The organism is Bradyrhizobium guangzhouense, from assembly GCF_004114955.1.
GTDB classification, from domain to species: domain Bacteria; phylum Pseudomonadota; class Alphaproteobacteria; order Rhizobiales; family Xanthobacteraceae; genus Bradyrhizobium; species Bradyrhizobium guangzhouense.
On the sequence record NZ_CP030053.1, the window covers coordinates 4,111,279 to 4,137,983 of the forward strand.

Consider the following 26,705-nt stretch of genomic DNA (forward strand, 5'->3'; position numbering starts at 1 on the left):
TAGTTCTTTTTTGATTTCAGGCTCCTGCCATGATGGCAAATTCGCCTGCCGGTATCCTTGCCGAGTTGGAAGAAGCGGTCGCGGCCTGCCCGCCCGAGCGTTGTGCGCGTATCCTTTCAGGGATCGTTCGCCTGCTCGCATCCGGTCGCGACAAGCCTCAGGAATTGCTGGTCAATGTGGTCGACGGCGTCTTGCTTCGGCTGACCGGGCGCGTCGGGCCTGCCGCGCTGACGGAGCTGAGTGAGGCACTTGCCACCCTCGACATCGCTCCGCATGACACGTTGCGGCATCTGGCATCCCATGATGATCCAGCGATCGCATGCCCGCTCCTGCTGAGATCGCGGGCCCTGTCGACCGCCGACCTCAACGCGGTCGCGACATCGTGCGGTGAAGCCCACCAACTCGCGATCTCGGCCCGTGATGGGATCGAAGCGGCCGTGACCGAAACGCTCGTCGCACGCGGCACGCGCGCGGTTCGCCTGGCCCTGATCAAGAACCCCGAGGCCCGATTTTCCGAAGCAGCCTACACGCAGCTCATCGAGACCAGTGCGGCAGACGACGAAATCACCAAGACGTTGGCTCTGCGACCAGGCACGCCGGACCTGGTCCTGCGCAAGCTCCTCTCGGCCTCGCCCGGGCCGAAAGCCGCGGCCAGGCCCAAGCCCTCCGCAGCGCCACCGGCACAGAACCCCGCGCCCGTTGCGCTCAAGCTGCCCACCACGACCGACTATGCGAATGCAAGGCCCGAGATCGTTGCCCTCAACCGTGTCGGGAGGCTCAACGATTCAACGGTGAACCGATTTGCAATCCGCGGCGAGACCGCCAATCTGCTCACGGCCTTGTCGGTGCTGTCAGGCGCTCCGATCGAGATCGTCGAACATGTCCTGGTTGACGAGGATTGCGAGGGATTGGTGATGGCCTGTCGAGCCTCGCGCCTGAACTGGGCGACCACGCTCTCGATCCTGAGCAACCGCAGCGGCTCGCGGCTTTCATTTGGCCAGCGTGAACGCGCCCAACACCTCTTCGAGACACTTCTTCTGTCGACCAGCCAATGGACGGTGCGCTGGGGAGAAATCGCAGCCGGCGCAAACATACGCGATCCGGGACATCGCGCCGCAGCAATGGGGAAATAGCCGATGAAATTCGATGGCCGCAAGGACGCTCGCGTGAAAATGGACCACCGCCAAGCCGTCAATTTGATGGGCTCGGACGGCACCTGGCGGCGCAGTTGCGTCCTGCTCGACGTGTCGCAAACAGGCGCCAAGCTCGAGGTCGAGGGCACGCTCGACGTGCTGCAAGCCAAGGAATTCTTCCTGGTGCTGTCGTCGACAGGGTTGGCCTATCGGCGCTGCGAGCTGGTCTGGATCGACGGCACCATCGCCGGCGTTCACTTCGTCACTGCGGACGGCAAGAAGAAACCGGCAAATGCGAAGGCCGCCACCGCGCAAGCCAGTAGCCAGCACGACTGAAGACGCCATCAGGCTCGTTCAACTCCAGTATCGTCCAGGTCTTCCGTCAGGTCTTCCGTGCAGAAAGCGCGAACCATAACCAGCTCCGTCAAAGGCGACGGCGGCATTGGAGCAGCACCATCGGCGCGTCCCTTCGTGCACGTGCTGGCCGATTCCTCCGACAAGCTGTCCGGCATCTGCTCCATACTCGAGCAGCAGTTCATCGTCGCCGGCGAGCGGCTCGACGCGGAAGCCAAGCTGTCGCAAGTGCCTTACGCCATCGTGATCCGCGCCGAGTTGCGTGACGTCGACAACATCTCAGCGATCAAGAAGCGGTCTGCCAGGCTGGCAAAGGCCACCAAGCGCATCTTCCTCGTCGAGCAGACCTCGCACGTCTGCGTTTCGCAAGCCTACGCGCTCGGCGCAACACTCGTGCTCCCCGGCCCGCTCAACAGGATCAAGCTGCTGGCCGCGCTGGCCGAGCCGGCCGAACCGGCAGCGGATTCGGCGAGCAGGCCGACACAGCCGGACAACGCGGTGGAGACCGCGGCGACCGCTATCGCGTCGATGTTCACGGCCGTCACCATGGGCGAGCCGCTGGACGTCGACGGCACCAAGGACGCCGGCCGCAAGATTGCCGAACGCATCACCGAGCACGGCCTGTCCGAATGGCTCACGACCGTGCGCCGCCACCATGAGGGAACCTACCAGCACTGCCTGCTGGTCACGGGCGTGGCCATCGATTTCGGGCTGAGCCTCGGCGTCGGACGAGCTGATCTGGAGCGGCTGTATTCGGCCGCCATGTTCCACGACATCGGCAAGGCCCAGATCCCGCTCGCGATCCTGGACAAGCCCGGCCGGCTTGACGACGTCGAGCGCGCCATGATCGAGACGCATCCGGTAGCGGGTTACGACTTCCTCAAGGACCACGAGAAGATCTCACCGGAAATTCTCGATGCGGTCCGCCACCATCACGAATATCTCGACGGCAGCGGATACCCCGACGGGCTGGCGGGCGGCAGCATCAACGATATCGTGCGCATTCTCACGATCTCGGACATCTTCGCCGCATTGATCGAGCACCGGCATTACAAGCCGACGATGCCGCGCAACGAGGCCTATGACATTCTCTGCGGGATGACGGAAAAGCTGGAGAAGGCGCTCGTCGCCTCCTTCAGGGACGTCGCACTGTCGAGGTAACCCACGCGCTATCCTCGACCATGGACGACGTCGCGGGTTAACGGGCCCTAGTGAGTCGCCCGGAATTTGATGCGGCGCGGGATCGAGCGACAGGCCAGTCCCTCCGCGAGCAGCTTCATGTCCTCGCGTTTGCCGCTACGGATCAGCCTGCTGAACTCTTCAGGGGAAAAAGGAAGACTGGCATCATCATCGATCGGGTGCCGCATCCGCGGACCGAAGAACCATCGAACCAGGCTAGCCAGCCGCCGCATGTCAATTCCCTCGCGCCAGCAACAAACCTTTGAGTCCGAGCATTGTTCCTCCTGCACGATGGAGATTGCAAGAGGCCGTAACGAGTCCGCACGAAAAAAATCGCGAGGGAATAATCTCCTTCGGCCCCTCAAATTCGGTCGGCAAAACCGACGTAGCTGACGAACGCCTCGTTGCGCTTGCGATCCGAACGCACGGCATTCGCGGCAAAATTGTCGTCGGGATAGCCCGTCGCCACGCAGATCATGATGACCTCGTCCTCCGCTCGCTCGACGCTTTCGATGATCGCCTCGATCACCGCGCGGCACCGGCTCGTTCTTGAAACCGCGCACGCTGCGGCGGGATTGGACCAGCGCTTCGAATTCCGCCTTCGGATCTCCCTGACTTCTGACTGCGCCCTGCAATACCACCGGTTGCCGGTGCGGCGCGCGAAATCTATGCTAAGGCGCAGGCAAGACCAAGAACCCCGTGGGAAAGTCTCCACGGCCACGAGCGACATCCTCAACCGCGTCACGGAATTTTCGGCGGCCTCGCTGGCGCAGGTCTGATTCCGCCGCCAATGAACCGGAGCGAATTGCTGCGTCACCTCATCGCTGCCTTCGTCGGCCTTCTCGCAACGCTGCTGCCGGTCGCCCTTGTCTCCGCAGCACCGCAAACCGTTTATTTCCCCAGCGCGGACGGCCGCACCGCGCTCGTCGGCTATGTGTTTCAACCCGCCGGGCCCGGCCCCTGGCCCGCAATCGTCATGCTGCACGGCCGCGGCGGGCCGTATTCGAGCAACGATAATGCCGGTTGCACTTATGTCGGCGTCGCCTTCGCCTCGCCCTGCAATGCCGGCTCGCTGTCGAGACGCCACATGATGTGGGGCGAGTATTGGTCGGCGCGCGGCTTCCTCGCTCTTTTGCCGGACAGCTTCGGTCCGCGCGGCAAGGCGCATGGCTTCGGTCGTTTTACCCATGACGATCCCGATCGTGCCGATGTCAACGAGATCAGCGTGCGTCCGCTCGACGCCGATGGCGCACTGGCTTATCTGCGCGGCCTTCACGAAATCATCGCGAGCCAGATCTACCTTCAAGGCTGGTCCAATGGCGGCAGCACTGCGCTGAACGTGATGATCCGGCAAGAAAACCAGCAAGGAAGCCAGCAAGGCCATCAAGCCGGCTATCGCGGCGCGCTCGTGTTCTATCCGGGCTGCGGAGAGAGCGCCCTCCTCGCGCCCGCCCTGTTCGTCAGTGCGCCGATCGCCATGTTTCTCGGATCCGACGATGAGGAGGTCTCGCCGATCATCTGCCAGCATGTCGCCGAGCGCTCCCGGCGGGACGGCACTCCGATCGACGTCACCATCTACGCGGGCGCAACCCATGATTTCGACGATCCCTCGGCGCGGCGGCAGTCCGCTCCCGGGAATCAGGCGGCGATGGACGACGCTCTGGTCAAGGCCATTGCGCTCGTCAACGGCTGGAAAAAATGAAGCGGGAGCCAACCCCGCGCTGCGATCCTGCTTGATTGCGCCATGATTCCGGGCTCCAATCCGAGACGCCATTTTTGGTTTAGGGAGACACCCAATGATGAAACGGATTTTCCTGGCTGCGATCGTTGCCACCTTTGCGGCGGGTTCGGCCTTGGCGGACGATACCTGCGAGAGCAAGGCGGTCGGCAAGGACGGCAAGGCGCTCGCCGGCGCGGCCAAGACCTCGTTCATGAAGAAGTGCAAGGAAGATGCCTGCACGCCCAAGGCCGTCGGCTCCGACGGCAAGCCGCTCGCCGGCGCGGCCAAGAACAGCTTCATGAAGAAGTGCGAGATGGGCGCGTAAGGCGCTCACGACTTCTTTCCAACAATCGACAACGAGTTGCGCCGATGGCCGGGACAAGCCCGGCCAAGACGCAAAACTTCACTCCCGCTTGAAGCGGTAGTCGAAGGCGGCGCCGAACGGCTTGATCAATCCAACCGTCGGCGCCGGAAAATGAATCGGCAGGATCAGCGTGTCGGTGTCGGCGACGGAGGCGAAGAACTTTCGCCGCGACACCGCCGACTGCTTGGCGTCCCAGTCCGGCTTCGACGACCATTCAGGCTCGCGGCACTGGATCTGGTGATGCATGAGGTCGCCGGCGACCACCGCGCGCTGCCCCCCAGAGAAGATATTCACGCAGCAATGACAGGGCGAATGCCCCGGCGTCGGCGTCAGCGTCACGGTGTCGTCGAGTGCATAATCATCGTCGACGAGCAGCGCCTGCCCCGCCTCGACGATCGGCAGGCAATTGTCGCGAAACACGGTACCGGGCGGATTGTTGCCTTTGGCGTTCTCGGCCTCCCAGGCTGCGTATTCGCCCCTGTGGAAGACGTATTTCGCGTTCGGGAAGGTCGGCACCCAGCGGCCATCGCGTAACGTCGTGTTCCAGCCGGTGTGATCGATGTGCAGATGCGTGCAGAAGACATAGTCGATCTGCTCGAAGCCGATGCCGAGCGCGAACAACTCGTTGCGCCAGCGCTCCTTGCCGGGAAAGTCGAACGGCGGCGGATGACCCTTGTCCTCGCCGGTGCAGGTATCGACCAGAATGGTGTAGCGCGGCGTGCGCACGACAAAGGTCTGATAGGTGATCACCATCATGCCGCGCGCAGCGTCGAACACCTCCGGCTCCATCGTCGGTAGATGATGCCTGAACACGCCGTCGTCATACGCAGGAAAAAAGTCTTGCGGGCGCCGCCACGGCCCCTCCCGCTCGATCACCGCATCGATGGTGATGTCGCCGATCCGAAGCTGCTTCATGGTCGTTCGCTCCCCTTTTTGAGGGAGCGTAACGGGAGGCATCAACGCGTCAAGGCGCGTCAGGGCATGTTAGCTCCGCAACCCCGGCGCTTCCTGCCCGGTGCGCGCGACATATTCGGTGTAGCCGCCGCCATATTGGTGGATGCCTTCGGGCGTCAGCTCGAGCACGCGGTTCGACAGGACGCTGAGGAAGTGGCGGTCATGCGAGACGAACAGCATGGTGCCCTCGAAATCCGAGAGCGCGTTGATCAGCATCTCTTTCGTCGCGAGGTCGAGATGGTTGGTCGGCTCGTCCAGCACCAGAAAATTTGGCGGATCGAACAGCATTTTCGCCATCACCAGGCGCGCCTTCTCGCCGCCCGAGAGCACGCGGCAGCGCTTTTCGACGTCGTCGCCGGAGAAGCCGAAGCAGCCCGCGAGCGCGCGCAAGGAGCCCTGCCCCGCCGTCGGAAACTGGTCCTCCAGCGACTGGAACACGGTGCGCTCGCCGTCGAGCAGGTCCATCGCGTGCTGGGCGAAATAGCCCATCTTGACGCTGCCGCCCAAGGCCACGGTGCCCTCGTCCGGCTCGCTTGCACCAGCAACCAGCTTGAGCAGGGTCGACTTGCCGGCGCCGTTGACGCCCATCACGCACCAGCGCTCCCGGCGGCGGATCATGAAATCCAGCCCGTCATAGATGCGCTTGGCTCCATAGCCCTTGTGGACCCCCTTGAGCGCGACGACGTCCTCGCCGGAGCGCGGTGCCGGCAGGAAGTCGAACGCGATCGACTGGCGGCGGCGCGGTGGCTCGACCCGCTCGATCTTGTCGAGCTTCTTCACCCGGCTCTGCACCTGGGCAGCGTGCGAGGCGCGCGCCTTGAACCGCTCGATGAACTTGATTTCTTTCGCCAGCATCGCCTGCTGGCGCTCGAACTGCGCCTGCTGCTGCTTCTCGTTCAGCGCGCGCTGCTGCTCGTAGAACTCGTAATTGCCGGTGTAGGTCGTCAGCGAGCCGGAATCGATCTCGACCACCTTGGAGATCACGCGGTTGATGAACTCGCGGTCATGCGAGGTCATTAGCAGCGTGCCTTCGTAATCGTGCAGGAACTTCTCCAGCCAGATCAGGCTTTCCAGATCGAGATGGTTGCTGGGTTCGTCGAGCAGCATCACGTCGGGGCGCATCAAGAGAATGCGGGCCAGCGCCACGCGCATCTTCCAGCCGCCGGAGAGCTTGCCGACGTCGCCGTCCATCATCTCCTGGCTGAAGCCGAGGCCGGACAGCGCCTCGCGCGCACGGCCGTCGAGCGCGTAACCGTCAAGCTCCTCGAAGGCGTGCTGCACCTCGCCATATCTAGCGATGATCTCGTCCATCTGGTCGGTCTTGTCGGGGTCCGCCATGGCGGCTTCGAGCTCGCGCAGCTCGGCCGCGACCTCGCTGACGGGACCCGCGCCATTCATCACCTCGGCCACGGCGCTGCGGCCACTCATCTCGCCGACGTCCTGGTTGAAATAGCCGATGGTGATGCCGCGATCGGTCGACACCTGTCCCTCGTCGGGCAGTTCCTCGCCGGCGATCATCCGGAACAGCGTGGTCTTGCCGGCGCCGTTCGGGCCGACGAGGCCGATCTTCTCGCCCTTGTTGAGGGCCGCGGAGGCTTCGATGAACAGGATCTGGTGGCCGGCTTGCTTGCTGACGTTGTCGAGGCGGATCATGAGGTCTTTTCGGGGAATTTTGCGTTGCAGCGTAATAGGCCATGCCCTCGTCCAAGGGAAGCCCAGCGGGGTACGGATTTCGGGATTCCCCAGTCGATTTTTGCGCGACATCAAAGCGAACGCTTTGCTCGATAGTATGAATGCGAATTCTGCACCGATCGCGGTCACGCCATCGCGTCACGAGAGGGGATGAGCAATGAGCGCGGTCCAAATCGAGGCCAACACTGCGCCTCACGCGAAATATGAGCGCCTGATCGCCGCCGCCCGACACGTTCCTCCCGCAACGACCGTCGTCGTCCATCCTTGCGACGAAACATCATTGAGGGGCGTCTGCGAAGCCGCCGAAATTGGCATCATCAAGCCGGTCCTCGTAGGACCGCTTAACAAGATCAAGTCCACAGCGGCCAGACACGATCTGGACGTCGAAAAGTTCGAGATTGTGGATGCGCCGCACAGCGATGCGGCCGCCGCCCGGGGCGTTGAACTCGTCCATGAAGGCAAAGGCGAAGTGCTGATGAAGGGCAGCCTGCACACCGACGAGTTGATGCGATACGTGACGGCGACAACAGGCGGTCTGCGCACGAACCGGCGCATCAGTCACGTCTTCGTAATGGACGTGCCGAATTATGCCGAAACGCTCTTCATCACGGACGCGGCAATCAATATTTTTCCCGACCTCGATGCGAAGCGTGACATTGTGCAGAACGCCATTGATCTGTTCGTCCAGATTGGGCTCGGATCTCACCCGCGCGTCGCGCTGCTATCGGCCGTGGAGACGGTGACAACCAAGATTCCCTCGACGATCGATGCAGCCGCGCTCTGCAAGATGGCGGAACGCGGCCAGATCAACGGCGGCATCCTGGACGGCCCGCTCGCCTTCGACAATGCGGTCGATCCGAAAGCGGCAGAGATCAAGGGCATCAAATCGCCGGTCGCAGGCAGGGCTCAGATTCTCGTCGTGCCTGACCTCGAGGCCGGCAACATGCTGGCAAAGAACCTTACTTTCCTGGCCAAGGCCGATGCCGCAGGCATCGCGCTGGGCGCTCGCGTGCCGATCGTGCTGACCTCGCGCGCCGACACCGTGCGGGCACGTCTAGCCTCCTGCGCTATGGCCGTACTCTCAGCCGACGCGCGACGACGACTCCATCCCGTTCCCGCCGCCTGACGGGCGATGACGCGCTGCACGGCTCGATCCCAGTCGAGGCTCTGCGCCACGGAGCCTCGTCGCAAGCGCAGGCGGCACATGCCTAGACGGGAAGATCCCGTCACGCATGCGCCGCTCAACCTGCCTGCGCTTGCTAGAGCCTACAGCAGCTTGCCGCGGGCTGCGCTTGCGGGGAAATCCTTCTGGTAGGCTGCGAAGGTTTCGGACGGGAACAACCAGGACGTATCATCGTAATTGACCCACGCGCCGCTGTTGAAGAACGGAAGGCGCCCATTCCACGCGACCTCGGCCTTCCGATTTGCGTGATTGCGGTCTCCTTTCGGAAGCACCGTGCCGTCCTTCTGAATCGCCACGACTTCGTGCACCAACTGCCACAGCATCCAGACCCGAACCATTCCAGCCGCCGGCGGATCAATCTGGACCGTGTCCGTGTATGTATTTTCCTCGCTGGTCGTCACGGATTTGGAGAATGTCGCGGAGATCTCGGCGCTCAGCGCGCCATACGAGATGCCTAACGATGCCGTGATCGACTGTGAGACGGTCGACGATATGCCCTGGGTCTTGGAGACACTGACCGTCAGGGTGTTGCCCACCGGAATCCGATGGTACGACTTTCCGACGGGCCGCCAGAACTGCCGCAAGACCAGTTGATAGTCCGGCGGCCCGCCGCCGTCCCAGTAGTTCACGATGATCGCGGTGGTGTTTGGCAGCGTGGTGTTGGGCTTGTCGCAGACGAAGGCCGACGCGCCCGAATTGTCGGAGTTGGCCCACATGACCAGAGACCGATCCACGCTTTCGAGCTGGACATAGTCGGACCGGTCGGGGGGCTGACTGTTCACGTTTGCGAGTTCGGGGACAGCCGGGTAATTCGTGGGCGTATCAAGCATCTTGCTGAACTCCATTCTGGAAATGAGCGTCAATCTCTATTTAAGGTAGTATCGGAAGCTATCGAAAAACGTACACTCGCCAATTCAAGAGATTGCTGCCTGCAGAAATCTTGCGCCGCCGTACGGGCGCCAGCAGCCGAGCAATCGCGAGAAATCTAGTCGCTTCTACTCAGGATTGAACGGAAAACATTGCGCCGATCGCTGCCGGGTTCGTATAGTCTCCGCGCGTCAGGATTTTGGGGGCGACTTTGGAGCAAGACGAACTGGAACGTCTCGTTGGGGACCGGCTGCGGCTGACGCTCGATGAGATCGTGCGGCACCCTCGCCTGTCCGAGGCACGGCACGCCTATCTGGAAAGCTTCCTGAAAGTGTACGAGGGCGAACCATTCCTGGTTCGGCTTCTCCTTGAGGCGGGCCGGTTTTTCGTCTTCCATTGCGCGGCCGTCCTCGAGGCCGCCCAAGACCCTTCCCGACGCGAGACCTGGTTCACCGTCGGCGCCCTCAAGCAACAGCTTGCCCTGTTCGGCTACGCGAGCGACCGGCAGGCCGATCATCTGGTGGCTCGGCTGCGGGAGGTCGGGTTTCTCGAACTGCGCAAGGCCCCCAGTGACGGCCGCGTCCGATTGCTGGCAACCACGGAGAAGCTGCGCGCGCACCACATTGAATGGCTGGTTGCGCATTTTGTGCCCCTTGCGACGCTGTATCCGGATCATGATTACGGCCCGATATTCGCGCGCGATCGGGACTTCTACCTGCTTCACTGCAGCCGATCGGTCCCCTTCAATCCTGCCGCGGCCCGCCTCATGATGACGCTGCCGGATACGATGCTGTTCTTCGGTCATGCCGCGGGACCGTTGATCCAGAATGCCGTGCTCAAGGCTGCCATGGATGCCGGCGACCCGGGCGCGGTCGTGCCCTATATCGAAGCCACCGACCGTTTCGGCGTCTCGCGAACCCATGTCCGCAACCTCATGATATCAGCTGAAGCCGCCGGGCTCGTCAGGATCGTGGGGCGCGGGGGACGCAACATCGAGATTCTTCCGCGCTTCTGGGCAAGCTATGACCGCGGGCTCGCGGTCGGAATGTACCTGACCGACGCGGTCAACCTGGTCACGATGCGCGAGTGGCTCGAAAGGCCCGGGAACATCGCGCAACGGACAGCTGCATTTGAGAATCAAGACTAGCGTCCTGGACGCACTCAGTGACGCTTGAAATACTGCACGTCGCGCTCGTGCTTCTCCGCCGCGGCGCGGCTCTTGAAGGTGCCGAGATTGCGCCGCTTGCCGGTCTTGGGATTCACCTTGCGCGAATAGAGCCTGTATTCGCCGGATGCGAGCTTGCGGATCATGGTTGCGCCTCCTGTCGTGGCCTTGCCAGTCAACCCGCTTTGCACGCCGTCCGTTCCGTCACGGCCTGGCCCTGGGCGGAACAGTTAGAAGCACAGCGTGGTGACGAGCTTGCCCTGCTTGTCCTTGATCGCATAGGGGCAACGCAGCCGCTCCAGCGCCTTCTTGGCGTCCTCGTCGCCGAGCGCAGCCGCGCGCTCGTAATAGGCTTTCGCCGCGTCCTTGTCCTTGGGACCGCCGCGGCCGCCTTCCGTGAAGGCGCCCATCCGCTCCAGCGCGCCGGGATGGTTCTGCGCCGCCGCTTTCTCGAACAGCGCGCGCGCCGCGAAATCGTCCTTCTCTCCGCCGTTGCCGTTGGAGAGCATCAGCCCGAGCTGGTACTGCGCCTCCGCATTGGTCTCGGCGGCCTTGCCGAGCAGGCTGCGCGCCTGCGCCGGATCGGCCGGCGCCCCGCCACCGGCGCTGCCCAGCGCCGCGAGATTGGAGACACCACGCGGATTGCCCGATTGCGCCGCCTTCTCGAACAGCTTTCGCGCCTGCGTCTCGTCCTTGGCGATGCCGGAGCCGGTGCCATAGGCAACACCGAGCTCGACCATTGCCGCGCTGGAGCCCTTGTCGGCCGCCTTGCGCCAGGCGGCAAGCGCTTCCGCCGTCTGCCGGTTGGCGGCATAGGCCCGGCCGAGCGCAAACATCGCGCGGCGCGAGGTGCTTGCTGCCTGCTTGCAGAATTTGATGGCGGTCGCGATGTCGGCCGCCGCGATCTCGGGCACGCCCTTCACGTCGACAGGCTTGTCCGGGTCGCTGGGATCGGCGGCGACACGGTCACACAGGACGAGATCGGCCGATTGGGCATGCGCGGCGACCGGCGCGGCGAGCGTGACGAGGATGGCAAGGAGAGAAGTCCGCATGGCCATCACGTTGCGTCCGCCTGCCGGCGAATTCAAGGCTCGAGTCCCGACTGGCGCAGCACGGGCACGACCTCCGGCGATGCCAGATAGCGCAGCAGCCGGTCTGCGGCTTCGGGCTGCTTCGCATTCGTCATGCGGCCGGCGGAGAACACGGCGGGCGTCAGCAGTTCGTGCGGGACCGGGCCGATCACCTCGATGCCGCCAATTTGCTTCAGCTCGCTGATCTGCTGCACAGCCAGATCAGCCTCGCCGCTGACGAGCCGCTCCGCGGTAAATCCCTGCTCGACGATGGTGGCCTTGGCGTTGATCTCGGTGGCAATGCCCATCCGCTCGATCAGCTGGGCGAAATACACGCCGCTCGCGCCCAGCCGCGAATAGGCGACGGACCGCGCCGCGAGCAGCGCCTTGCGCAGCTCCGCTTCGCTCGAGATATCGGGATGCGGCTGCCCGCCCCGCACGGCAAGGCCGACATAGGAGCGCGCGAGGTCGGCTGCGCCGTCCGCAATCACACGGCCCTCGCCGATCACCTCATTGAGCCCTTCGCGCGTGAGGATGACGAGATCGGCCGCCTCGCCGGCGCGCAATCGCTTGAGCAGTGCCAGGGTGGGCGCGAAGTCGGCATCGACGTGAATGCCCGTCGCCGTCTCGAAGGCGGCGGAGAGGCTGCGCATCGCGCCCATCAGACCGAGCGTCGAGAGCATGCGAACATGGTCCATTTGATTTCCCTGTTGCGATCAGGCGCGATGCATCAGCTTGAGCGCGGCGGTCAGGCGCAGGCTGCGCTTGCCGGCCAGCGCACTCGCTTCCAGCATCGCCTGATCGCCGTCATAGGTGCCGGCGAAGCCGATCCCGACCTCGTGGCCACCAAAGATCGGATCGTCCTTCGCTGGCGTGTGCTCCTGGTTGAGAATCTGCCCCTTCCAGCGGCCGTTCGCGGCGGTGTAGCTGCCGAGGTAATAGAACGAGGCGTCGCCACCGAGGATACGGCCCCGGTTGAGCAGCATCACGCCGGTGAGCCCGCCATCGACGCCGTCGAGCATCCGCAGGTGAATAGAGTAGAGGCCATCGGTGATGCCGGCTTCGCCGACCCCGCCGGCGATCGGCACCTCCTCCTCCGTGATCGGTGTCATCACCGACTGGAAGGGCACGCCGGGCAGCTCCTTCAGCTCGCCTTTGAAGCGGTAGAGATCGCCGTCCGCAAATCCCTTCGCGATCAGCGTCGCATCGTCGGTGCCGGCCATGGCGCGGTAGTTCGGATCGGGGTTGTGACGGACGGTCTTGATGATGATGTCGACGCCGCCTGCGGTCTTCTCATAGGTGCCGATATGGGCGAACGCCGAATTGCCGCCGAGCATCTTGCCAATGCCGGCATGCATCACGCTCCGGCCGACCGCGTCGCCGAGCTGAAATCGCACCTTGTAGAAGCCTTCAAACACCAGCCGTGTCCCCGGCTCCGCGCGCATCCCAGCGGCTACTCTATCCCGGTTTCGGCCGACATGGACAGGCTTCACGCCGGCATGGAAGCCGGACCCACAACAAGCGCTGTCGTCAAAACGCAAAAATCCGCCGGAGCCTTGCAGCTCCGGCGGATCGAAAGCCAACCCGGACCAAGCCCCCAAGGTCCGGGCCGGGAGGATCTTAGGCCGCGGCCTTCTTGTCGGTCGGCACGGACGCGATCGTCTTCAGGATCTGCGAAGCGATCTGGTATGGGTCGCCCTGCGAGTTCGGGCGGCGGTCTTCCAGATAGCCCTTGTAGCCGTTGTTGACGAAGGAGTGGGGAACGCGGATCGAGGCGCCACGATCAGCCACGCCGTAGCTGAACTTGTTCCACGGCGCGGTCTCGTGCTTGCCGGTCAGACGCTTGTCGTTGTCAGGGCCGTAGACGGCGATGTGGTCCATCAGGTTCTTGTCGAAGGCGGCCATCAGCGCCTCGAAATACTCCTTGCCGCCCACGGTGCGCATGTACTCGGTCGAGAAGTTGGCGTGCATGCCGGAGCCGTTCCAGTCGGTGTCGCCGAGCGGCTTGCAGTGGAACTCGATGTCGATGCCGTACTTCTCGGTCAGGCGCAGCATCAGGTAGCGGGCCATCCACATTTCATCAGCGGCCTTCTTGGAGCCCTTGCCGAAGATCTGGAATTCCCACTGGCCCTTCGCGACTTCCGCGTTGATGCCTTCGTGGTTGATGCCGGCCGCGAGACAGAGGTCGAGATGCTCTTCGACGATCTTGCGGGCGACGTCGCCGACGAACTTGTAGCCGACGCCCGTGTAGTACGGGCCCTGCGGCGCCGGATAGCCGTATTCCGGGAAGCCCAGCGGACGACCATCCTTGTAGAAGAAATATTCCTGCTCGAAGCCGAACCAGGCGCCGGCATCATCCAGGATGGTGGCGCGCTTGTTGGAGGCGTGCGGGGTCTTGCCATCGGGCATCATGACTTCGCACATCACCAGCACGCCGTTGGTGCGGGCACCGTCCGGGAACACAGCGACCGGCTTCAGCACGCAATCCGAGCTGTGGCCTTCGGCCTGCTGGGTCGAGGAGCCGTCGAAGCCCCACAGCGGAAGCTGCTCGAGCGTCGGGAACGACGAAAATTCCTTGATCTGGGTTTTGCCGCGCAAGTTCGGAGTCGGCGTATATCCGTCGAGCCAAATGTACTCGAGCTTATACTTGGTCATTGAGCCTCTCTGTAGATGATGCGAAAGGTGGGGTTGAGAGCCCCGCACGTTTGTACCCGGCCATCATCGGCCGGCCCATTACAAGCATGTTGCGTGCCAAAAGGCCGCAGCGCGGGAGGTTTTCCACCGCTGCCATGGCCGGCCGTCCAGCTCGAACGGTCCACCGCAGCATGCGTCATAGAAGCGCACCTTCTCGTGAAGCTGCACTGCAAAAATCCCGCAGAAAACGCCCGATTCTGGAGCAGGCAGGCCCCTGCCTGAGGTTGCCGATCAAACGCGCATCAACGTCCGGCAACTTTCGTAAAGCCGCCCGCCCCTGCCTAGCAACCTTTGGAATGGCCCAGACGTTAGTCATCCGCCCGGTGCCTTAGGGGGTGCAGACAGTCACCTGCCCAAGAATTAGGCGGAAACTGATCTCCTTTTCAGCACTTTGCTTTTGGGAGTGCGAGGCCGATATGGGGATTCCAGTAACCACATCAGAACGAGTCGAGCGCACCATGGAGGCCAAGGCGCTTCGACCAAGGAGCAATCGCAATGATGAACAATGGTCTAAGTCACGGATCTGCGACGATCTACCAATTCCCTGTCGGGGGCCGCGCGGCTCTCGCCGGGCGCCGCTACGCCGAAACCCGCCTTCCTGCCGATCACACCTCGCTTCCCGCGAACGCGTCGATCTGCAGCGATAGCTGGTACCACCAGGACGCGGTCGACGAAGCAAAGCCCAAATGGGAACGCTAATGCCAGTGCCTGGTTTGAGACCGCCGCGCTCTTTGGAGTGCCCGACGGAAGTTTGAAAAAGGGTCGAAACAACGATGTTTCGACCCTTTTTGATTCTGGCCCTGATGGATCGGTCAGATCGCCGCGCAGGCCGTGACCGGCCGCTTCAGATGCTTGACCGTGGTGGCCCCGGTCTTGTCGATCCGCAGCGTGATCCCTGCCCCCGAAAAGCGCGCGCCTGAAACGGCCAATCGTTTGGCAAGCGTCACCGGCTCGCCGTCGATCTGGAGAAACGCGCGGTTGTCCTCGTCATAAAACGCTACGATGAACTGCGTACCGTCTGTACAGCGATAGGTCCGGAACGTCTGCGCATCGGCCTGCTGCGCACGGGCCATTCCAGCCGTCAGCATGGTGATCCCCCAAAGAACAGTCTTGTGCCAGCCCATCATCGCCCCCTGTAATAGATCTCAAGGACGCCCGCAGCGCGTCCAGTGGAACCATAACCCAAGCTGAGCCCATGCAAGACCCCTCCAAAGATTCCCCTGCCCGTCATCTTGCCCTGCAAGGCGCCAGCAATTTTCGCGACCTCGGCGGCTACGCGACATCGGACGGCCGCACCACGCGCTGGCGCCACATCTTCCGCTCCAACCATCTCGGCCAGCTCACTGCCGCGGACGTCGAGATCATCCGCGCCCTCGGGGTCAGAAGCGCATTCGACTTCCGTGGCCTCGAGGAGCGCACGTCCGGCGCCTGCGTCGTCGACGGGATCACCGTGCACTCGCTGCCGATCGAGCCGACGGTGGTGGCTTCGCTGCGCACCGAGCTCGCCAGGGGCACGCTCACTGGACCGGTCGCGCTCGAGCTGATGCGCGAATCCTATCGCAATTATGTCCGCCACAACACGCATCGCTTCCGCATGCTGTTCGGCCATCTCCTGGAGGATCGTGCTCCGCTCGTCATCCACTGCACCGCCGGCAAGGACCGCACCGGCTTTGCCAGCGCCCTGATCCTGCATGCGCTCGGCGTGCCCGACGACGTCATTGCCGAGGACTATCTGCTGACCAACCAGCACTATAAGCGCGACGCCTCGAGCGTCTCCGATTTGCCCGCCGACGTCGTCGACGCGATCGGCTCGGTCAACGCCTCCTATCTCGCGGCCGCGTTCGATGCCGTCAGCAACGACTATGGCGATGTCGAAGCCTATTTGCGCGACGGCCTCAAGCTTGGCGCGGCCGAGCGGACCGCGCTGCAGGAGCGCTATCTGCAAGCGTGATCCGGCGGCGCCATTGCAAGTCCAGCTGGCCTTGCGCAATAGTCGGCGCGAATAGAGACGAGGGAGAATATCGTGCAGGGAAAAGTCATCGTCGTGACCGGCGCGCTCGGCGCGCTTGGCGAGGTGGTCGCCGACATCGCAATGTCGCGCGGTGCACGTGTCGCCGGTATCGATTTTGCGCCCTCTCAAATGCCGGCGACGGCTGAGCGCATCGAGATCGGCGGCGTTGACCTCTCCGACGCAACGCAGGCGAAGACGGCGGTCGAGACTGCCGCGAAGCATTTCGGCAGGCTGGACGCATTGATCAACATCGCCGGCGGCTTTGCCTTCGAGATGGTCGGCGACGGCGACATCAAGACGTGGCACCGCATGCATGCGCTGAATGTGATGACGGCCCTCAACACCTCGCATGCGGCGCTGCCGCACCTGGCCGCCGCGAAGGCGGGCCGCATCGTCAACATCGGGGCAATGGGCGCGCTTCAGGCCGGCTCCGGCATGGGGCCTTACGCGGCATCGAAGGCCGGCGTACACCGTCTCACCGAGGCGCTGGCCAACGAATGGAAGGGCAGGATCACGGTGAACGCGGTGTTGCCCTCGATCATCGACACCAAAACCAACCGCGCCGATATGCCGAAAGCGGACTTCGCCAAATGGGTTACGCCGCAGGAGCTTGCCGAAGTGATCCTGTTCCTCGTCAGCGACGCCGCGAGCGGCGTCACCGGCGCGCTGATTCCGGTGAGCGGACGGGTCTGATCAGTCCGGCACCAGCAGCCGCAGATTGCCCTTGAAGCGGATGCTCTGCTTGCCCGCGAGCGCAATACCCTCGCCATAAGCGGTCTCGTCGGTGTAGGTGCCGCTGAAGCCGATGGTCACCACCTTGCGGCCCCACACCGGTCGCTCGTCGAAAGTGGGCGAATGCTCCTCGTTGGTCAACTCGCCCCTCCATTTGCCGTCGGTGGACGTGTAGCTGCCATAGGCAAAGAAAAACGAGTCGCCGCCGCGCATGGTGCCGTCGCGCAGCACCATGACACCCTGATTGCCGCCCTGGACGCTATCCAGGAACTCGATCCGGATGTGATAAAGCCCGTTCCTGATGGTCATATCGCAAGCGCCCTGTTCCCCGCGCGGGGATATAGCCGGCTTGGCCGCGTTCGGGCAAATGCCCGTCAGCCTCGACTCCGATCCGGGATACACTAAGGGGAATTGATTCTCCGGCCGGACACTCAGCTTGGAAACCGCGCTCTACCTCCCCGTCAAACGCTTCCTCGAAGGCCTCGGCTTCGACGTGAAGGGCGAGATCCGCGGCTGCGATCTCGTCGGCCTGAGCGCCGGCGATCCGCCTGTCGTGGTGATCGGCGAGCTCAAGCTCGCCTTCAATCTCGAACTGATCCTGCAAGCGGTCGATCGCGCACCGGCGGGCGACGAGATCTGGATCGCGGCCAGACTATCGGCGCGCGGCAAGGGCCGCGAGAGCGACGCGCGCTATCGCAATCTGTGTCGCCGCCTCGGCTTCGGTATGCTCGGGGTAACCGACAAGGGCGAGGTCGAGGTGCTGGTGAAGCCGCCGACCGCCGCACCGCGCCGCGAGCCGAAGACGCGCTCCCGGCTCGTCGCGGAACATCAGCGCCGCCAGGGCGACCCCGTGCTCGGCGGCAGCACGCGCGCGCCGATCATGACGGCGTACCGGCAACAGGCGCTGGCCTGCGCATCCGAACTCGCGGCAGGCCCGCGGCGGGTGCGCGAACTGCGCGAGCGATGTCCCGATGCCGGCAAGATCTTGCTTAACAACGTGTATGGCTGGTTCGAGCGCGCCGACCGGGGAATCTACGGGCTGACCGCGGCGGGACATGCGGCGTTGAAACGCTGGCCGCAGCAACGGATTGAGATCGGTGCCCTGTCACCGTCAGGACACCCGAGCGGTGCATAGCTGAGATGCCACACGGATTTCATATTGCAATGCAACATCTACGGCACTAGGTATCCCGGCATCAAAACGAGGCCGTTATGAGCGCAGACTGGAATACCAAATATGGCACGCGGCGCGTGCGCCACGATCCGCCCACCCTGGACGAGGCGATCTTCGCCGCCGTCGGCATCACCGACGACCAGGAGCAGCAGGCCGAGATCGCTGCCGCGCTGATGGGCATGCCGCTCGACGTAGTTCAGGCCGAGGTGAAGAAGCAGGCCCGCACCAACAGCCGCATCACCGCGACGCGCGTGATCGCCGGCGAACAGGGCGCACAGCGCTCGGTTGTGGTCGAGCGCCGCGTCGTCCGCCGCTTCGGCAACGACAAGCGCACCGGCACCTGAGCGCTTCTTGCCTTGCTTCAACAAAAAAGCGGACCGGCCTCGCCGGTCCGCTTTTTGATTCAGGCGCGTGCTATCAGGCCGCGCGATTGCCGTACATGCTGGAGATCAGCTTCCAGCAGGTCGAGTTGAAGCTGAGCAGCGCGCGGCCAGCCTTGAACGGCGCCGCGGCGAGATCGGCAAGCTCGTCCTCGGGCGTCTTGGTCAAGTCGATCGTGCCGGTCGATTCGCCCTGGCGGAATTGCAGGTGCGCGCCGAACTTCTTGGCGAGCGCACGCATGGCGTGATTCTCCGCGCCGGTGGTGATGCGCAGGCTCTTGTAGCCCTTCCAGCGCGCTTCCGCGATCAGGCGGCTGAACAATACCGTGCCGACGTTCTGGCGGCGGGCAGAAGCCTCCACGCTGAAAGCGACTTCGGGCAGCGAATCGCCCTCCGGCGGATGCAGCTCGGCTGCACCACGGACCACGCCGTCGACGATATAGGCAACGATCACGGTGCCATCATCCGCGCAGCGGGCCGCGTAGCGCTCGATAAAACTGTCGTCGAGAAAACCGTTGAAGCGGTCGTGCCGGCTTTCGGCATCGAGCCTGAGCAAGTGATCGCGCAGCAGCGGCAACTCTTCCTGCTGGCTCAGGGTCCGCACATAGCCCGGAACGGACGTCGTGCGGACGGTCTCATCAAGTGTCACGTCAAAACTCCTCTTGGTGTCCCTCGAGGAGGCGTTCGAATCCCTAGGCCTCCAATATTGTGCGTCGCAGCAAATTTATCAAGACGGGAACCTGCTCAAGTTTCCGGCATCGAGAACGACTAATTCGTTAATAAAATCAAAGCACCGTAGTCTTACAGGACCAGCTGCGTCTGGGTCACCACGGCGACCAGCTTGCCGTCCTCGGTCTCGAGCCGGGTGGTCCAGACCTGGGTTCGGCGCCCGCGGTGAACCGGGGTCGCGGTCGCGATTACGGTAGCCCCCTCCTTGGCGCCGCCAATGAAGTTGGTCTTGCTCTCGAGCGTCGTCGTGCCCTTGGCATCCTCGGGCAGGTTGATCACGGTCGCCGCAGCGCCAACGGAATCGGCAAGCGCCATCACCGCGCCACCATGGATGGTGTGATGCAGGGTGCAGAGATCGGGCCTCACCGTCATCCGGGCAATGACGCGATCCTTGCCGGCTTCGATGAATTCGACGCCCTTGAGCTCGGCGAACGGCATCTTCATCGCTTTGAGCTTCTCGAGCGGCGTCATCGGATCTCCTCCCAATTCGTTGTTGCCTCAACGTGAATTGGTTCGCGCGGCAAAGCAATGACGTCCCAGGTAATGGTTACCGTGAGCTGAATTCGGTGCAGCATGGGCCCCGGCTCTGCAGCGCACCGCGAAGAGGCGCTGCGCTGCGTCCGGGGGCACGAGAGCGCCTTCACGTCACTGCATTGACGACCTGATATTCCGGCCGCCGCCACACTTCACCCACGATCACTTCCTCAATAATTTCGGCCGCCCGGATGATCTCGCTCTCGCCGATGTACAGCGGCGTGATGCCGAACCGCATGATGTCAGGCGCGCGAAAATCGCCGATCAGACCGCGGGCGATCAGGGCCTGCATCGCGGCGTAGCCGCCTTCGAAGGCGAAAGAGACCTGGGAGCCGCGGCACTCATGTGCCCGCGGGGTCACGAGCTCTAGAGATGGACAACGGCGCTCGACCTCAGCGATCAGGAGATCGCCCAGCGCCAGCGAGCGGGCACGGACCTCCTTGAGGTCGACACGATCCCAGATGTCGAGCGAAGCCTCCAGCGCCGCCATCGCCAGCACCGGCGGTGTACCGACACGCATGCGCTCGACGCCGCCGGCGGCCGCATAACCAAGCTCAAACGCAAACGGCTTGGCGTGGCCCATCCATCCGGACAAAGCGGCACGCGCGCCATCGGCATGACGCGGCGCGACGTAGAGAAAGGCCGGCGCGCCCGGGCCGGCATTGATGTATTTGTAGGTGCACCCCGCAGCGAAATCGACGCCGCAGCCGGCGAGATCGACCGGCAGCGCGCCGGCCGAATGTGCGAGGTCCCAAACCGTGACGATATCCAGCGCATGCGCCCTTGCGGTCAGCTTCGCCATGTCGTGACGACGGCCGGTGCGGTAGTCGACCTCGGTAATGTAGAGGACGGCGATCTCTTCCGACAGCGAAGCCTCGATCTCCTCCAGAGCAACCAGGCGCAGCTGATGACCTCGGCCGAGCGTCGCGATCAGGCCTTCGGCCATGTAGAGATCGGTCGGGAAGTTGCCGGTGTCGGAAAGCACGATCTTGCGCGATGCGTTCATGTCGAGCGCGGCGGCGAGCGCCTGGTAGACCTTGAGCGATAGCGTATCGCCCACCATCACCGAACCCGCCTCCGCGCCGATCAGCCGGGCGATGCGATCGCCGACATGGCGCGGCTGGGCATACCAGCCTGCCGTGTTCCAGGCGCGGATCAGCTCATTTCCCCACTCGGTGGTGATGACGCGGCCAACGCGCTCGGCAACGCCAAGCGGCAGCGCGCCGAGCGAATTGCCGTCGAGATAGATCACGCCCTCAGGCAAATGAAACAGCGCTTTGGTGTCGTCGTAGACGCGAAGCCTGGACATGGTCATCTCTACAGAATTGTGCGCACGCGCCAGAGTTCGGGGAACAGCTCGACCTCCAGCATGCGCTTGAGGTAGCTGACGCCGCCGGTGCCACCGGTGCCGCGCTTGAAGCCGATGACGCGCTCGACCGTGGTGACATGGTTGAAGCGCCAGCGCCGGAAATAATCCTCGAAATCGACCAGCTTCTCGGCAAGCTCGTAGAGCATCCAGTGCGTCTCCGGCGCCTGGTAGACCTCGCGCCAGGCGTGAAGCACGCCCTCGCTAAAGCTGTGGGTCTCGCGGACGTCGCGCGCCAGCACTGCGGCCGGCATCTTGAGGCCGTTGCGGTTCGCAAGACGCAGCACCTCGTCGTAGAGGCTGGGCGTCGCGAGCTCAGCCTCGAGCAGTTTTGTCGTTTCCAAATCGTGCGCGTGCGGCTTCAGCATGGCGTGGTTACGATTGCCGAGCAGATATTCGATCAAACGGTACTGCCGCGACTGGAAGCCCGAGGACTGGCCAAGCTGGGAGCGGAAGCGGGTATATTCGCTCGGCGTCATCGTCCGCAGCACGTCCCAGGCGTTGTTGAGCTGCTCGAAGATGCGCGACATCCGCGCCAGCGTCTTCATCGCCGGCGCCACCTCGTCCTTGGCGATGGCACGCCGTGCGGCGCTGAGCTCGTGGATGGCAAGCCGCATCCACAGCTCGGTGGTCTGATGCTGGATGATGAACAGCATCTCGTCATGGGCTTCGGAGAGCGGATGCTGTGCGCCGAGGATCGCGTCCAGCGACAGATAGTCGCCATAGGACATGCGCCGGGCAAAATCAGTCTCGGCGCCTTCGCTTGAGGGATCGTAATCGTTGGACGTCATGACAGGCCCCTTCGATCGATCATCCCTGCCTCGTTCAATCGAGCCCGATCAGGCGCGCGGTGATTTGCGACGCCGGATCCCTCAGCGCGTCAATCACGGTGAAATGGTTGAGCCCGGGATCGACGACAAGGCGCGTCGGCACGTCGAAACCGGTCCAGACGTTGGCCAGCAGATCGGACTGGCGGATGAATTCCGGCCGCTCGCTGCCGCCGACCCAGGCGGTGACGGGCGAATGCCCGCGCGGCACGTGCAACGCCGCGCTCTCCAGCGTTGCCTCCTCCATGGTCATCCGCAGCGTGTCGTTCATCCTGGTCTTCAACAGCGGCCGCAGATCGTGCAATCCGCTGATCGAGAGCGTACCGGCGATGCGGTTGAAGAACGGAGGCTCGAGCCGGCTGTCGTCGCACAGCATGCGCGTGACGAGATGGCCGCCCGCCGAATGGCCGGCGAGTCGGATAGGTCCCGCGACGAGCGAAGCGGCTTTCGCAATCGCCGCGGCGATCTCCGCCGTGATGTCGGAGATGCGCGCGGCCGGCGTCAACGTGTAGCTCGGCAAGCAAACCGTCCAGCCGTGATGCCGCGCGCCTTCGGCGAGATCCGTCCAGGCCGATTTGTCGAAGCGCATCCAGTAGCCGCCGTGCACGAACACGACGAGACCCTTGCTGTCGCCGTCGGGCAGGATCAGGTCGAAACGATGACGCTCGCCGGAGCCGTAGGCGATATCGGGGCGAAAATCCTTCAGCCCTGCCCGGTAAGCCGCCGCCCGCTCCGCCCATTGCGCCGGCATCTTGTCCGAGCCCGGGATATGGGCCGAATTGGCGTAAGCATCATCCCAATCGCGCATTGTGACTCCCGGGGACTCGTGCAGCGAACCGGTCGCCAGTCTGCCACCGGGCGCGGCCGCATCCTAGTCTTTATTTTAAGCTTAAAGGATTCGGAGGCGCTTGTGTTTCAGGCAAAGCGCGCTCCAGCCGAGATGCCATAGTTGGAGCGGCTCTTACGCCTTCTCCACCCCGCACCACTCCGCGATGAACAGCGCCATCGCCTTGGTGGCCTTCTTCAGCGACTCCAGATCGATAAATTCGTTGAAGCCGTGCATCTCGCCGCCGCTGGCGCCGAAGCAGAGGCTCGGGATGCCGTGGTTGAGGCCGTAGAAGCGGGTGTCGGTCAGCGCGGTGAAGACGAGATCCTCGACCGCACCGCCATAGACCTTGTTGAAGGCCTTGCCGAAGGCCGCTTCCGGCGCAGCGGAATCGGTCAGCTCATAGCCTTCCGACAGGAAGCCGGACCATTCCACCTCGGGCGGATTGTTGGCGAGGAAGCGGTGGTTGCGCGAGGCTGCGGCGATGCATGCCAGGATTTCCTTCTGGTGATCGGCGATCGACCAGCCCGGCAGGACGGCGATGCGGCAATCGACGTCGCACCAGGCCGGGACGCTCGAAGCCCAGTCGCCACCCTTGATGATGCCGGGGTTGAAATTGATGGGATGATTGAGCGTCTTGAAATGACGGTCGGCCTTGGCCCGCTCGTTCCATTCGATCTCGAGCTTCTGCACCGCCTGGATCAGGTGATACGCCGCCATGATCGCGTTGGCGCCCGAGCCCGCATGCGCGACGTGCACGGGATGGCCCTTCACGCGCAGCCGAAACCAGATCACGCCGACCTGCGAGCGCACCATCTTGCCGCCGGTCGGCTCGGGAATGAAGCAGGCGTCGGCGCGATAGCCGCGCTGAAGCGTCGAGAGTGCGCCGACGCCGGTGCTTTCCTCCTCGATCACAGACTGGAAATGAATGCGCGCGGTCGGCTTCAGGCCGGCCGCCTTGATCGCGTCGAGCGCATAGAGTGCGCCGATCGTGCCCGACTTCATGTCGCAGGCGCCGCGGCCGAACATCTTGCCGTCCTTGATGACGGGCGAGAACGGCGGCGTATCCCACAGTTCCAGCGGGCCCGCGGGCACCACATCGCAGTGGCCCTGGAGGATCAGCGATCTGCCGGCCTCGGCGGCGGGACGATACGTGCCGACCACCGTGCGTGCTTTGGAAAAATCGTGCTCGATCGGCCCGAAGCCACGGAGGTCTTTCAAATCGTCGACATTGATGTGCCAGTCGTCGACCTCGTAGCCGCGCGCCCGCAGGAGGTCCCCGATCATGTCCTGGCACGGCCCCTCCGCCCCGCGCGTCGAGGGGATCGCGACGAAATCGCGTGTGGTCGCAAGCTGGGCTTCGAAGCCGGCATCGACGGCGTCAAGAATCCTCTGTTGCGTGTCGGCATCCATCGGGCAAGCTCCGGGCATCCATTGATCGAGGGTGCGCGCAAGCTAGCCGATTTCAGCCGTTCGGGTACTCCACAAAATATGCATCCCGCAATGCATCTTCGAGCAGGCGGCCTTCGGAATAGCCATTTAATGTCGCGGGCCGGCTCACACCATCGAGCAACCGCGGGCACGGCTCCGGCGCGCCGAGAACGGTTCGGACCGGAATGCGCTCGGCATAAATGGGCAATTCGTAGTCCTCATCGTCGTCGGCGACACCTTTGGCGCGGACTTTCGCGGAGGCCTCCTCGATCTCCATCGCGATGAATGAGGTCGCCTTGATCTCCTGGAAGTTGCTGGCGCGCAGGCTCGCGGTGCGATCCGGGAAGAAGCGGTCGACCATCGCGACCACGGCGCGCTCCTTCTCCGCGGGATCGGTGACGAGATAGGCGGTGCCGAACGCCATCACCGCGCGGTAGTCGGCAGAGTGGTTGAAGCCACAGCGCGCCAGCACGAGGCTGTCGAGATGGGCGACCGTCAGGCAAACCCGCTCGCCCCTGGCCTGGTTGCGCAGCATGCGGCTGGCGCTCGAGCCGTGCCAATAGAGCTTGGTCCCCTCGCGCCAGAAGAAAGTCGGCGTGCAATAGGGCTGACCGTCGATCACGTAGGAGACGTGGCACAGCATCGAGGAATCCAGGATGCGGTGAACGATAGCGTGATCGTAGAAGCCGCGGTCGTGCCGGCGCTTCACCTGGTTGCGCACTGATGTCGGATAGGATTCTTGATAGGACTTTTGGCTTTCGGTCTGGCTCACGGCCGCTCCTGTCGTGTCTTCAACACTTCCAGGCCAGTTGTAGCGTCGCATTTGGTCTGCGATAGTGCCAATTCCATGCAAAAAATTCCGACCAATTCACTCTCCTCGGCGAAGGCCGAGCTGCCGCTCGATCTCACCGGGCCGCACATCACCGCCGGTGCCTCCTCGGCGCACCGGTTGTACCAGGCGCTGTGCGAGATGATCGTTTCTGGCCTCGTCATGCCAGGCGAGCCGCTGCCGCCATCGCGCACGCTGGCCGGGCAGACCGGCTTTCGGCGCAACGCGGTGGTCACAGCTTACGAGCGCCTGATTGCCGACGGATTTGCGCAAGCAACCGTCGGCTCCGGCACGTTCGTGGCCGCGCGCATACCGGCGCGCGCCGCCGCCACCAAGAAACCGAAAGTGATCGTCGAGACGCCGAAACAAGGCGCACTCTCGCTTGGCTGCACCCATATCGACGAGCGCGCGGTGCAACGCTTTCGTGCCTTCGTCGGCCGGCGGATGCGCGCCTTTGGTGGCGAGCACCTGCATTATGGCGACCCGCGCGGCAGCCGTGAGCTGCGCGTCGCGATCGCCGATCATCTGCTGTCGGCGCGAGGCTTGCGCTGCGATCCCGACCAGATCATGCTCACGTCAGGCACGTTGCATACGCTGCGCATCGTGCTGGGCGCTCTCTTGAAACCGAGCGATCAAGTCTGGTGCGAGGATCCCGGCTATCCCACTGCGCGTAAGGCGATCACACAATGCGGTTACCGCACGATCCCCGTTCCCGTTGACGCGCAGGGCCTGCAAGTCGCGAAGGGCCGCACCGCCGCACCACACGCACGCGCGGCCTATGTCACACCGTCGCATCAGTTTCCGCTGGGCGTGCAGATGTCGATGCCGCGCCGGCTCGAGCTGCTGGACTGGGCGAAGCAGGCCGGCGCCTTTGTATTCGAGGACGATTACGACAGCGAGTTCCGCTATGACGGCGCGCCATTGATGTCGCTCGCCGGCATCGACCATCTGCAGCGCGTGATCTACATGGGCACCTTCGCCAAGACTCTGTTTCCAGGCTTGCGCATCGGCTATTGCGCCCTCCCCGAACGCCTGATCGGCGACGTCACGGCCGCGCGCGCCGCACTCGATCGCTTCCCTGCGACGCTGATGGAAGGCGCGGTCGCCGACATGCTCAATTCCGGCGCATTCGCGGCGAACCTGAAGCGGGTGCGAAAGCTCTATCGTGAGGCGCGCGATGCGCTGGCCGAAACGCTCGAAGCCGCATCCGATGGCGCGCTGTCGGTCCCGGTGCCGTCACAAGGCCTGCACCTCGTGGCACGGTTCGATCCATCGGTTGCCTCCGCGGTCGCGGCTGAGGCGAAGCAGGCGGCAGACGCGGAAGGCTGGCTGCTCGCCGACACCTATGCGCGGGTACGGCCCCTGCCCGGTTTCGTGCTGGGATTTTCGGGGCACGCGGTTCCACAGCTCGTAGCCGCCGCGGAACGACTTGCAAAGGAATCGCGCGCCAGATTGCGCGCCAAGGGCCGTCAGGCCCGGCGGGCCTGACGA

At 63.8% G+C, this 26,705-nt stretch carries 33 protein-coding genes; 14 read left to right on the plus strand and 19 right to left on the minus strand.

Annotated features, from left to right (window positions below; translation table 11 throughout):
• Positions 1 to 29: 29 nt before the first annotated feature.
• The 3 genes from XH91_RS19820 to XH91_RS19830 are packed head-to-tail and all read left to right on the plus strand — an operon-like array spanning position 30 to position 2,648.
• Positions 30 to 1,133 carry a DUF2336 domain-containing protein gene (locus tag XH91_RS19820; protein ID WP_128952130.1) on the plus strand — a complete coding sequence of 368 codons (1,104 nt, stop codon included), beginning with the start codon at positions 30 to 32 and terminating at the stop codon, positions 1,131 to 1,133.
• Positions 1,134 to 1,136: 3 nt separating this feature from the next.
• Entirely contained in the window at positions 1,137 to 1,469 is a 333-nt protein-coding gene (locus XH91_RS19825; protein WP_128952131.1) for a PilZ domain-containing protein, read from the plus strand.
• A gap of 57 nt (positions 1,470 to 1,526) precedes the next feature.
• Positions 1,527 to 2,648, plus strand: coding sequence for an HD-GYP domain-containing protein (locus tag XH91_RS19830; RefSeq protein ID WP_128952132.1), 1,122 nt, complete (start codon positions 1,527 to 1,529; stop codon positions 2,646 to 2,648).
• 47 nt (positions 2,649 to 2,695) lie between these two features.
• Here the strand turns inward: XH91_RS19830 and XH91_RS19835 are convergent, their stop codons facing one another.
• Both XH91_RS19835 and XH91_RS19840 read right to left on the minus strand, forming a co-directional pair.
• A complete protein-coding gene (locus XH91_RS19835; protein ID WP_128952133.1) occupies positions 2,696 to 2,899 on the minus strand; it encodes a hypothetical protein in 204 nt (67 codons plus the stop codon).
• A gap of 128 nt (positions 2,900 to 3,027) precedes the next feature.
• Entirely contained in the window at positions 3,028 to 3,195 is a 168-nt protein-coding gene (locus tag XH91_RS19840) for a hypothetical protein (RefSeq protein WP_245477156.1), read from the minus strand.
• Here XH91_RS19840 and XH91_RS19845 point away from each other — a divergent pair.
• From XH91_RS19845 to XH91_RS19855, 3 genes are all read left to right on the plus strand, one after another.
• A complete protein-coding gene (locus XH91_RS19845) occupies positions 3,179 to 3,445 on the plus strand; it encodes a hypothetical protein (RefSeq protein ID WP_128952134.1) in 267 nt (88 codons plus the stop codon). The two genes, XH91_RS19840 and XH91_RS19845, sit on opposite strands and share 17 nt — an antisense overlap.
• Before the next feature lie 11 nt (positions 3,446 to 3,456).
• Positions 3,457 to 4,368 carry a dienelactone hydrolase family protein gene (locus XH91_RS19850; RefSeq protein WP_128952135.1) on the plus strand — a complete coding sequence of 304 codons (912 nt, stop codon included), beginning with the start codon at positions 3,457 to 3,459 and terminating at the stop codon, positions 4,366 to 4,368.
• Between the two features lie 94 nt (positions 4,369 to 4,462).
• A complete protein-coding gene (locus tag XH91_RS19855) occupies positions 4,463 to 4,711 on the plus strand; it encodes a hypothetical protein (RefSeq protein ID WP_128952136.1) in 249 nt (82 codons plus the stop codon).
• Positions 4,712 to 4,789: 78 nt separating this feature from the next.
• Here XH91_RS19855 and XH91_RS19860 read toward each other — a convergent pair whose 3' ends face one another.
• Positions 4,790 to 5,665: an MBL fold metallo-hydrolase gene (locus XH91_RS19860; RefSeq protein WP_128952137.1), complete on the minus strand. Its 876-nt coding sequence runs from the start codon at positions 5,663 to 5,665 to the stop codon at positions 4,790 to 4,792.
• A gap of 69 nt (positions 5,666 to 5,734) precedes the next feature.
• Positions 5,735 to 7,357, minus strand: coding sequence for an ABC-F family ATP-binding cassette domain-containing protein (locus tag XH91_RS19865; RefSeq protein ID WP_128952138.1), 1,623 nt, complete (start codon positions 7,355 to 7,357; stop codon positions 5,735 to 5,737).
• A gap of 196 nt (positions 7,358 to 7,553) precedes the next feature.
• On the opposite strand from XH91_RS19865, the gene XH91_RS19870 reads away from it, so the two are divergent.
• Positions 7,554 to 8,522 carry a phosphate acetyltransferase gene (locus XH91_RS19870; RefSeq protein WP_128952139.1) on the plus strand — a complete coding sequence of 323 codons (969 nt, stop codon included), beginning with the start codon at positions 7,554 to 7,556 and terminating at the stop codon, positions 8,520 to 8,522.
• Between the two features lie 140 nt (positions 8,523 to 8,662).
• Here XH91_RS19870 and XH91_RS19875 read toward each other — a convergent pair whose 3' ends face one another.
• Positions 8,663 to 9,409: a hypothetical protein gene (locus XH91_RS19875; RefSeq protein ID WP_128952140.1), complete on the minus strand. Its 747-nt coding sequence runs from the start codon at positions 9,407 to 9,409 to the stop codon at positions 8,663 to 8,665.
• A 248-nt stretch (positions 9,410 to 9,657) separates the two neighbouring features.
• Here XH91_RS19875 and XH91_RS19880 point away from each other — a divergent pair, with 248 nt between their 5' ends.
• On the plus strand, positions 9,658 to 10,593 hold the full coding sequence (locus XH91_RS19880) for a hypothetical protein (RefSeq protein ID WP_128952141.1): 936 nt from the start codon (positions 9,658 to 9,660) through the stop codon (positions 10,591 to 10,593).
• Positions 10,594 to 10,607: 14 nt separating this feature from the next.
• Here XH91_RS19880 and XH91_RS19885 read toward each other — a convergent pair whose 3' ends face one another.
• The 5 genes from XH91_RS19885 to XH91_RS19905 form a co-directional block, all read right to left on the minus strand.
• A complete protein-coding gene (locus tag XH91_RS19885; protein WP_084292415.1) occupies positions 10,608 to 10,757 on the minus strand; it encodes a hypothetical protein in 150 nt (49 codons plus the stop codon).
• 84 nt (positions 10,758 to 10,841) lie between these two features.
• Positions 10,842 to 11,663, minus strand: coding sequence for a tetratricopeptide repeat protein (locus XH91_RS19890; protein WP_164934156.1), 822 nt, complete (start codon positions 11,661 to 11,663; stop codon positions 10,842 to 10,844).
• Between the two features lie 32 nt (positions 11,664 to 11,695).
• Positions 11,696 to 12,379, minus strand: a complete 684-nt coding sequence (locus tag XH91_RS19895; RefSeq protein WP_128952142.1) for a substrate-binding domain-containing protein — start codon at positions 12,377 to 12,379, stop codon at positions 11,696 to 11,698.
• 18 nt (positions 12,380 to 12,397) lie between these two features.
• Positions 12,398 to 13,099 carry a GrlR family regulatory protein gene (locus XH91_RS19900; protein WP_128954919.1) on the minus strand — a complete coding sequence of 234 codons (702 nt, stop codon included), beginning with the start codon at positions 13,097 to 13,099 and terminating at the stop codon, positions 12,398 to 12,400.
• 202 nt (positions 13,100 to 13,301) lie between these two features.
• Complete coding sequence (locus tag XH91_RS19905) at positions 13,302 to 14,336, minus strand: glutamine synthetase beta-grasp domain-containing protein (RefSeq protein ID WP_128952143.1); 1,035 nt, start codon at positions 14,334 to 14,336, stop codon at positions 13,302 to 13,304.
• 534 nt (positions 14,337 to 14,870) lie between these two features.
• Between XH91_RS19905 and XH91_RS19915 the strand changes: the two genes are divergently transcribed.
• A complete protein-coding gene (locus tag XH91_RS19915) occupies positions 14,871 to 15,074 on the plus strand; it encodes a DUF2735 domain-containing protein (protein ID WP_128952144.1) in 204 nt (67 codons plus the stop codon).
• Between the two features lie 113 nt (positions 15,075 to 15,187).
• On the opposite strand, the gene XH91_RS19920 is transcribed toward XH91_RS19915, so the two are convergent.
• A complete protein-coding gene (locus tag XH91_RS19920) occupies positions 15,188 to 15,499 on the minus strand; it encodes an MliC family protein (protein ID WP_128952145.1) in 312 nt (103 codons plus the stop codon).
• A gap of 71 nt (positions 15,500 to 15,570) precedes the next feature.
• On the opposite strand from XH91_RS19920, the gene XH91_RS19925 reads away from it, so the two are divergent.
• Together XH91_RS19925 and XH91_RS19930 are read left to right on the plus strand one after the other, a co-directional pair.
• A complete protein-coding gene (locus tag XH91_RS19925; protein WP_128952146.1) occupies positions 15,571 to 16,326 on the plus strand; it encodes a tyrosine-protein phosphatase in 756 nt (251 codons plus the stop codon).
• 72 nt (positions 16,327 to 16,398) lie between these two features.
• The gene (locus XH91_RS19930) at positions 16,399 to 17,079 is read left to right on the plus strand and encodes an SDR family oxidoreductase (protein WP_128952147.1); all 681 of its coding nucleotides are present in this window, start codon (positions 16,399 to 16,401) and stop codon (positions 17,077 to 17,079) included.
• Here XH91_RS19930 and XH91_RS19935 read toward each other — a convergent pair whose 3' ends face one another.
• Complete coding sequence (locus XH91_RS19935; protein WP_128952148.1) at positions 17,080 to 17,427, minus strand: GrlR family regulatory protein; 348 nt, start codon at positions 17,425 to 17,427, stop codon at positions 17,080 to 17,082. It abuts the gene before it with no gap.
• Positions 17,428 to 17,554: 127 nt separating this feature from the next.
• Between XH91_RS19935 and XH91_RS19940 the strand changes: the two genes are divergently transcribed.
• Entirely contained in the window at positions 17,555 to 18,253 is a 699-nt protein-coding gene (locus XH91_RS19940) for a DUF2161 domain-containing phosphodiesterase (RefSeq protein WP_128952149.1), read from the plus strand.
• A gap of 77 nt (positions 18,254 to 18,330) precedes the next feature.
• A complete protein-coding gene (locus XH91_RS19945) occupies positions 18,331 to 18,636 on the plus strand; it encodes a hypothetical protein (protein WP_015686575.1) in 306 nt (101 codons plus the stop codon).
• Positions 18,637 to 18,709: 73 nt separating this feature from the next.
• On the opposite strand, the gene XH91_RS19950 is transcribed toward XH91_RS19945, so the two are convergent.
• The 7 genes from XH91_RS19950 to XH91_RS19980 form a co-directional block, all read right to left on the minus strand.
• Positions 18,710 to 19,321 (minus strand): GNAT family N-acetyltransferase, encoded by a 612-nt coding sequence (locus XH91_RS19950; protein ID WP_128952150.1) that lies wholly within the window; start codon positions 19,319 to 19,321, stop codon positions 18,710 to 18,712.
• 152 nt (positions 19,322 to 19,473) lie between these two features.
• A complete protein-coding gene (locus tag XH91_RS19955; RefSeq protein ID WP_128952151.1) occupies positions 19,474 to 19,872 on the minus strand; it encodes a PaaI family thioesterase in 399 nt (132 codons plus the stop codon).
• Positions 19,873 to 20,041: 169 nt separating this feature from the next.
• Positions 20,042 to 21,244 carry a kynureninase gene (kynU, locus tag XH91_RS19960; protein WP_128952152.1) on the minus strand — a complete coding sequence of 401 codons (1,203 nt, stop codon included), beginning with the start codon at positions 21,242 to 21,244 and terminating at the stop codon, positions 20,042 to 20,044.
• 8 nt (positions 21,245 to 21,252) lie between these two features.
• Positions 21,253 to 22,092 (minus strand): tryptophan 2,3-dioxygenase, encoded by an 840-nt coding sequence (kynA, locus tag XH91_RS19965; RefSeq protein WP_128952153.1) that lies wholly within the window; start codon positions 22,090 to 22,092, stop codon positions 21,253 to 21,255.
• Positions 22,093 to 22,126: 34 nt separating this feature from the next.
• Positions 22,127 to 22,936 carry an alpha/beta hydrolase gene (locus XH91_RS19970; RefSeq protein ID WP_128952154.1) on the minus strand — a complete coding sequence of 270 codons (810 nt, stop codon included), beginning with the start codon at positions 22,934 to 22,936 and terminating at the stop codon, positions 22,127 to 22,129.
• Between the two features lie 153 nt (positions 22,937 to 23,089).
• On the minus strand, positions 23,090 to 24,367 hold the full coding sequence (locus XH91_RS19975) for an ArgE/DapE family deacylase (RefSeq protein WP_128952155.1): 1,278 nt from the start codon (positions 24,365 to 24,367) through the stop codon (positions 23,090 to 23,092).
• Between the two features lie 52 nt (positions 24,368 to 24,419).
• Complete coding sequence (locus tag XH91_RS19980) at positions 24,420 to 25,208, minus strand: pyridoxamine 5'-phosphate oxidase family protein (RefSeq protein ID WP_430648523.1); 789 nt, start codon at positions 25,206 to 25,208, stop codon at positions 24,420 to 24,422.
• A gap of 24 nt (positions 25,209 to 25,232) precedes the next feature.
• Here XH91_RS19980 and pdxR point away from each other — a divergent pair, with 24 nt between their 5' ends.
• On the plus strand, positions 25,233 to 26,702 hold the full coding sequence (gene pdxR / locus XH91_RS19985) for a MocR-like pyridoxine biosynthesis transcription factor PdxR (protein ID WP_128952157.1): 1,470 nt from the start codon (positions 25,233 to 25,235) through the stop codon (positions 26,700 to 26,702).
• Positions 26,703 to 26,705: the final 3 nt, after the last annotated feature.

Coding starts and splice junctions, on each gene's coding strand:
- XH91_RS19875 (WP_128952140.1), bottom strand. CDS start 9,409: ATGCTTGATACGCCCACGAATTACCCGGCTGTCCCCGAACTCGCAAAC.
- XH91_RS19870 (WP_128952139.1), top strand. CDS start 7,554: ATGAGCGCGGTCCAAATCGAGGCCAACACTGCGCCTCACGCGAAATAT.
- XH91_RS19820 (WP_128952130.1), top strand. CDS start 30: ATGATGGCAAATTCGCCTGCCGGTATCCTTGCCGAGTTGGAAGAAGCG.
- XH91_RS19945 (WP_015686575.1), top strand. CDS start 18,331: ATGAGCGCAGACTGGAATACCAAATATGGCACGCGGCGCGTGCGCCAC.
- XH91_RS19885 (WP_084292415.1), bottom strand. CDS start 10,757: ATGATCCGCAAGCTCGCATCCGGCGAATACAGGCTCTATTCGCGCAAG.
- XH91_RS19845 (WP_128952134.1), top strand. CDS start 3,179: ATGATCGCCTCGATCACCGCGCGGCACCGGCTCGTTCTTGAAACCGCG.
- XH91_RS19865 (WP_128952138.1), bottom strand. CDS start 7,357: ATGATCCGCCTCGACAACGTCAGCAAGCAAGCCGGCCACCAGATCCTG.
- XH91_RS19835 (WP_128952133.1), bottom strand. CDS start 2,899: ATGCGGCGGCTGGCTAGCCTGGTTCGATGGTTCTTCGGTCCGCGGATG.
- XH91_RS19855 (WP_128952136.1), top strand. CDS start 4,463: ATGATGAAACGGATTTTCCTGGCTGCGATCGTTGCCACCTTTGCGGCG.
- XH91_RS19915 (WP_128952144.1), top strand. CDS start 14,871: ATGATGAACAATGGTCTAAGTCACGGATCTGCGACGATCTACCAATTC.
- XH91_RS19970 (WP_128952154.1), bottom strand. CDS start 22,936: ATGCGCGATTGGGATGATGCTTACGCCAATTCGGCCCATATCCCGGGC.
- pdxR (WP_128952157.1), top strand. CDS start 25,233: ATGCAAAAAATTCCGACCAATTCACTCTCCTCGGCGAAGGCCGAGCTG.
- kynA (WP_128952153.1), bottom strand. CDS start 22,092: ATGACGTCCAACGATTACGATCCCTCAAGCGAAGGCGCCGAGACTGAT.
- XH91_RS19895 (WP_128952142.1), bottom strand. CDS start 12,379: ATGGACCATGTTCGCATGCTCTCGACGCTCGGTCTGATGGGCGCGATG.
- XH91_RS19860 (WP_128952137.1), bottom strand. CDS start 5,665: ATGAAGCAGCTTCGGATCGGCGACATCACCATCGATGCGGTGATCGAG.
- XH91_RS19905 (WP_128952143.1), bottom strand. CDS start 14,336: ATGACCAAGTATAAGCTCGAGTACATTTGGCTCGACGGATATACGCCG.
- XH91_RS19935 (WP_128952148.1), bottom strand. CDS start 17,427: ATGACCATCAGGAACGGGCTTTATCACATCCGGATCGAGTTCCTGGAT.
- XH91_RS19955 (WP_128952151.1), bottom strand. CDS start 19,872: ATGACGCCGCTCGAGAAGCTCAAAGCGATGAAGATGCCGTTCGCCGAG.
- XH91_RS19975 (WP_128952155.1), bottom strand. CDS start 24,367: ATGGATGCCGACACGCAACAGAGGATTCTTGACGCCGTCGATGCCGGC.
- XH91_RS19890 (WP_164934156.1), bottom strand. CDS start 11,663: ATGCGGACTTCTCTCCTTGCCATCCTCGTCACGCTCGCCGCGCCGGTC.
- XH91_RS19920 (WP_128952145.1), bottom strand. CDS start 15,499: ATGGGCTGGCACAAGACTGTTCTTTGGGGGATCACCATGCTGACGGCT.
- XH91_RS19825 (WP_128952131.1), top strand. CDS start 1,137: ATGAAATTCGATGGCCGCAAGGACGCTCGCGTGAAAATGGACCACCGC.
- XH91_RS19850 (WP_128952135.1), top strand. CDS start 3,457: ATGAACCGGAGCGAATTGCTGCGTCACCTCATCGCTGCCTTCGTCGGC.
- XH91_RS19980 (WP_430648523.1), bottom strand. CDS start 25,208: ATGCGACGCTACAACTGGCCTGGAAGTGTTGAAGACACGACAGGAGCG.
- XH91_RS19925 (WP_128952146.1), top strand. CDS start 15,571: ATGCAAGACCCCTCCAAAGATTCCCCTGCCCGTCATCTTGCCCTGCAA.
- kynU (WP_128952152.1), bottom strand. CDS start 21,244: ATGTCCAGGCTTCGCGTCTACGACGACACCAAAGCGCTGTTTCATTTG.